General features: G+C 48.5%; 3 protein-coding genes. All 3 read right to left on the reverse strand.

Annotation, left to right across the window (positions count from 1 at the left end):
• Window positions 1-458: 458 nt before the first annotated feature.
• Complete coding sequence (locus LX69_RS15600) at window positions 459-1,988, reverse strand: carboxypeptidase regulatory-like domain-containing protein (RefSeq protein WP_170124427.1); 1,530 nt, start codon at window positions 1,986-1,988, stop codon at window positions 459-461.
• 39 nt (window positions 1,989-2,027) lie between these two features.
• Window positions 2,028-2,960 carry a PorP/SprF family type IX secretion system membrane protein gene (locus tag LX69_RS15605; protein WP_146260767.1) on the reverse strand — a complete coding sequence of 311 codons (933 nt, stop codon included), beginning with the start codon at window positions 2,958-2,960 and terminating at the stop codon, window positions 2,028-2,030.
• Between the two features lie 51 nt (window positions 2,961-3,011).
• A partial coding sequence (locus tag LX69_RS15610) for an Ig-like domain-containing protein (RefSeq protein WP_146260768.1) occupies window positions 3,012-6,000 on the reverse strand: 2,989 nt, incomplete at its 5' end.

The raw sequence follows: 6,000 nt of genomic DNA on the forward strand, positions 1-6,000 counted from the left end.
AGCTTTTTTTTTGCTTTTAAATGATCACAAAGGCTTAATAGACATCACACTCAGATTAAAGGGGAGATTTAGACACACGAAAGAGATCCCAATCCAATGTTGTTTAGTTCGTGATTTGCGATTATTTCTACCAATTCTCATGTTTCAAAACACTTATCGGAGTAGACTTCTCTAGTTCTTTTATTGTGCCTATGGGCACCATCGCTCGGTAGATGAAGGTAACCAAACCATCTTTCGCCCCGATTGGGGCGAGAGGTAAACGATTCCTCCCAATGCTACCGATATTTGGCTCCTATGGGGTCACTAAATGTTTTGCACGTGTAAAGTAAGCAATCAAAGGGTCGTTGAACTGAATCGTTCAGTTTCTTAACCAAACGAAATTGTTTCCTAATTACTGAAAGCATCTCATTAAGATAGGTCAGCCCCCTCGTTATCACTGTCAAACAATTTACACAGCACTATTTCAAGTTCATTTTTAGGGTCAACTCAATTTCGTTGCGCCACAGTTCACGAGCAACCACCTCTGACTCTAATGCCTCGAATAAATGCTTACGCACACAAAGACGGTAATGGCCAGGTGGCAAAAAACAGAGAAATTCGCCATTAACCGTTGTGGATAAACGATTAAACTCCCTCCCATCAGGCATCACAACCGTCACCAACGCAGAACCGACCGGCTGACCATCAACATCAATCACCTGCCCTTGCAAACGAGTATAAATCAATGGTCTCAGCAACGACACCCGATAGATGTCGTCGCCTCCTTGCCCTCCCGGGCGATTGGAGGTTAAAAAACCATTCTTCATATCGGGAAAAAGAAACAGGCCGGTATCATCGCAGGCACTATTGAGCGGGACACCCAAATTAAATGACATTTCAAAACCACCTGAACGCTCAACGGAATAGAACAAATCGTAGCCGCCCAAACCCGGCCAACCGTTGGACGAGAAAAAGAGCAGCCCGTCGGCGGTTAAAAAAGGAAAACACTCGTTGGCAGCAGTATTGACCCCTTCTCCAAGATTTAGGGGACGTCCCCAAAAACCGTTGCGAAACTCACTCATGTACAAATCCAACCCTCCTTTACCGCCCGGCAATTGAGCAGAAAAAAACAGTCGCCGGCCATCACTCGACAAACAAGCATGCGCCACAGTCCAGTCATCATCTCCAAAGGGCAAAAACTGGCTGCCGGCCACCTGCCCCTTTTCATCAATAGATAACTCCATCACATCTAAAACCGATATAATGCCCTGGCTGTTGGCTCGATTCCGGGTTATGTAAGCCACATCCAAGCGATCAGACATCCATACCGGCCCATCGTTATAGGGAGAGTTGAAACCTGCGGGAGGTGCCACAACATGTCCGGAATCACGCCCGGCAAGTCTATAAACATAAATATCAAAAAAGGATTGTCCATTGCGAACATCTTTACGATTCACAGGATGAATAACGGCTCGGTTGGACGAAAAATAAAGCCCCCCGCTGCACACAAACGGAGCCACTTCATCATCAAGCCCATTCATCGGCATATTTAACAGCTCACAACGGGCAGAATCACAACTTAGCACATCAATATAAGAACGATAATCTGCGGCAATGCCTGCCATTGTAAAGCCGCTGAGCCGATAAAACTGAGCCAAGAGCTCATGTCCTTCAACAATGTCACCTTTGGCACACAACACCTCTCCGAGCTGCATATAAACCTCGTTGGGTACATTAGGGTGAGACAACGCCCGACGGTACCACAATTCAGCATCGTCCCATTGTCGCAACATCCGATAGGCATCTCCCATGCGCCGGGTGAGGTAATAAGGAGACCCGCCACGTCCGAAAGCCTTTTGATAAAAGACAATGGCCTGCTTGTAATCGTAAGCTGAAAACATCTCATCGCCCCGTTGTAAAAGGGCATTTTGGGCTTCCAGAGGCGACCCAAAACCCATCATCAGCCCAATCACAAAAAAAACGCACCTCCGATAGATCTGTTGTTTCATTGCCATTGATTTAAAAGAACACTCAACATCATTTCATCATCAAAAAAAACGAGGATTGGAAACTTTACGATGTTTAAATACAGGCTCGTACCCCAACATCACCTCATGAGTACCGCCGGCATAACGACGCAAGTCGTTAACCGAATACTCAATGGCGTAACCAACACTCCAACGATCCGAAAGCAATAATTTGACCATCCCGCCATAAGCAGCTCCAAAACGATACATGCCCCCCAACCACAAGCGGTCTCGATAAAGAAGATTGAGATTGGCATCAACCGACCAGGGAGCTGCCTGCGCCACCCGAGCCATCAGGGATGGCTTCAAGCTCCAAACAGCATTTAAGGTTTTGGCCCACCCTCCTGCCACAAAATAGTGACGCACCTCGTGACCGGACAAAATGGCCTGATTAAGCTGCTGCGATGAAAGGTCATTCTCCATTAATTTGGGAACCGAAACCCCGAAAAAAAATCGAGGATGATACAAGTAAAAACCCAACCCCACATTGGGGAGCCAACGCCCTTCGCTTGCAGAAGGATAGGCCGGATCGGCACTTCCCGGCATGGCATGTAACGATGCCCAATCAGTCACCACACGACTAATACCCCCTTTGATGCCCAATGAAAGACGAAGGTCATCCCCCAGCCGAAGCGCATACGCATAATCGGCAAAAAAAGCTGATTGCGACAGAGGCTTTAACTCGTCGTGCACCAGCGATAGCCCCAGACTCACATTGGAACGGGTAAAGGGTGTATGCAAGGTAAAAGCTCGCGTAGCCGGCGCCCCATCAAAGCCCACCCATTGACGACGCATCAACAACATGGCACTCAGCACCCCGCGACTACCGGCATAGGCCGGATTCACCACAAGGGTATTGAACTGATACTGCGAATACAAAGGATCTTGCTGCGCCGTTAAACAGCCACATAAAACCAGCCACATCCCCACAAATACACTCACACATTGCTTCATGCCGGTGATGATTAAAAAAGACACATCAACACTTATCAACGGGGGAGAATGTTATTTTTTCAAATAGACAATCCCCTTCATCAAACGAGACTCAACACCCAAAGTCAACACATAAAAATAGGTTCCTTCGGGCAGCACATTGGTTCCCATGGTCACAGTCGACGAACGACCATCCCAATCGTTACGATAATTATCGGCAACATATACTTGATTCCCCCATCGATTGAAAATGGTGAGCCGATTGATCGGATATTCACGGACAATGGGAATCACAAACCGATCATTGACGCCATCGCCATTGGGAGTAAATGTGTCGGGAACCAACACCCGATTGGTACAGTCATCGACCACATCCAGATGGTTTGGAATTCCATCCCCATCACAATCATCAGTCAACTCCACCGCATCCGGCACACCATCGCCATCAGCATCCGCATCCAGAAAATCGGGCACGCCGTCGCCATCGCTATCAACAGGAAACTGCGTGCAAACATCGGCCACCCCCCCTTCAATGGTATCATCAATGCCATCACCATCACTATCCGCATCGCGATAATTGGGCAGGCCATCACCATCGGAATCACCATCACCATCCACGGCATCGGGAATGCCATCACCATCCCAATCGGAATATTGCACATCAATCAGCACCTGAACCACATCGCACTCCCCCGCCGGATCGCACACCTCATACATGAGCGACTGAACAGAACAGTAACATCCGGGCAACGGACGCCAACGAAGCCACCCCTGCGCACTGAGCGTCACCTCGCCTGCAATTCCGGAGGCATCCACCAGACGACATGATAGTTTGGTGTCATCCACATCGGTATCGTTGATCAAAACATTCCAATTGTATTCCCCGACATCAAAGGCTTCGTAATGATCAGCGTGACCAACCGGGGCGTCATTGACAGGCATGACAGAGATTGAAACAGATGCTTCGGCACACAATGGAAGAATATTATCATCACACACCTTGTACCTTAAATAATCGACACCCCAATAATCAGCATCTGGACGATAAATAATTTTCCCGGCAGAAGCATCCACCGTCGCCCATCCATGCAAAGGAGCTTCCACGACCGTGAGCGATGAGAGCAAGAGGTGATCACGCGAATCGAAATCGTTATCTAATACCGACAACCACATATCTTGATCTTCATTAACAGAAAACAAATCACCAACCGCAACAGGAGGTTGATTGCCTGACACGACATTGATTTCGACATCAGCCTGAGCGCAAAGCCCCCCCACATCACAAACACGATAACGCAACGTTACCACGCCAACATATCCTGCATCACTCTGATAGGACAACTGTCCGTTCCCCAGCACCTCTGCTTTACCCCAAGTGGGAGCAACAATGAGGGTCAATGTAGAGAGATTCAGCCCATCGTCCACATCGCTATCATTATCGAGTGGGGTAAACACAACCCGTTCATCAGTCTCAACCACCAACTTGTCGTTGACAGCCACTGGGGCATCGTTAACGGGGCGCACCTTCAAATAGGCAACTGCTTGCGAACAAGCACCCCGATCATCGCACACCCGATAAGTCAACTCATCGTCACCAAAAAAATCGTTATCAAGCACAACTAACAAACGACCATGCTGTGCATCGACCACCACCTGCCCATGGGCAGGCTGACGAACAACAGAAATAGAGCCGGCATCTAGTTGGCCGTCCCCATCCGAATCATTGAGCAACACATCCACCAACAGCGATTCATCTTCATCCAATTCAAAGAAATCATCCAACGCCAACGGGGCATCATTCACAGGATGAACAGTCAACCGCACCGTTGCACGACCACAATAGCCATCATTATCACAAACCTGATAACTAAACTCATCGACACCATAATAATTAAGAGCCGGATAATAATTCACAAGATGAGAGCGCGCATCAACACTGGCAATCCCATGAGCCGGAGGCACAATGATCATCAATGATGCCCCATCCAAATCTCCCTGCAGGTCACTGTCATTACTCATCACATCCAACGCAATCGATGAATCCTCCGCCACCTCTCCGACATCATCGACAACCATCGGGCTTTCGTTTGAAACCGATATGGCAGCCGAACCACGGTTGCTTTGAACCCCATGAGAATCGACAACCGTAAACTCAAACAGATCCGCACCACTATATGCTGTATTGGGTCGATACACAACAGTCAGAGCCTTCACATCGACACTCACAGTCCCACTTGACGGTAGTTTCACAATTTTGAAACGACTCCAATCAATATCTCCATCCGGATCAGAGGCCAACTGCCCCAAAGGAATCGTCACAGCCACTGCTTCGCGCGTCGTGAATTGCCCGGTCAATGCCACGGGGGCGTCATTAACCGGCAACACCGTTACCCGCACCGTGCCCACATTTCCTATCAGTCCGGTCAAATCCCTGACGGTATAAGAAAATAAATCCTCACCATGGTAATTCACATTCGGACGATAACGCACCACACCATTGGGCTGCACAGATGCATTGCCATGAATTGGATGCGAGAAAACACTCAGCGTGGACGCATCAATATCTCCGCCACTGTCACTATCGTTCGTCAATACATGAATATCCACAAACTCATCTTCCAAAACCGATGCTGCATCAGCCACACACACAGGCGACATGCGGGCAACATCCACCACCACCTTTGCAGTTCCTGAGAGTGCCGGCATCGGAAACCCAACATCGCTCACACGGTAAGTAAATTGGTCTGTCCCCGAAAAACCGGGATAAGGAGTATAAACAATGTTGCCATTGGCTAACACCAAACAGATGCCATGACCGGCCGATTGAACAATCTGCAAGGAAGCTGGATTAATCCCCCCATTGATGCCATCGGCCAAATCATGATCGTTGGCTAAAACCGCCATATTCACAGATGTATTTTCTCCTGTATAATAATGATCTTCCTCAACCACCGGCACATCGTTCACTGGCGTCACTGTCACCAATGTTTGATAAGGTGCACTCGTGGCCTTTCCGTCACTCACCGTCACGGAAACCGTCAGAGCACCTTGAAAATCAACC

This window comes from Breznakibacter xylanolyticus (assembly GCF_003254275.1).
Lineage (GTDB): Bacteria > Bacteroidota > Bacteroidia > Bacteroidales > Marinilabiliaceae > Breznakibacter > Breznakibacter xylanolyticus.

What these genes read in the sequence shown, in the direction of transcription:
- LX69_RS15605 (WP_146260767.1), bottom strand. Translation starts at nt 2,960, where the DNA reads ATGAAGCAATGTGTGAGTGTATTTGTGGGGATGTGGCTGGTTTTATGT.
- LX69_RS15600 (WP_170124427.1), bottom strand. Translation starts at nt 1,988, where the DNA reads ATGAAACAACAGATCTATCGGAGGTGCGTTTTTTTTGTGATTGGGCTG.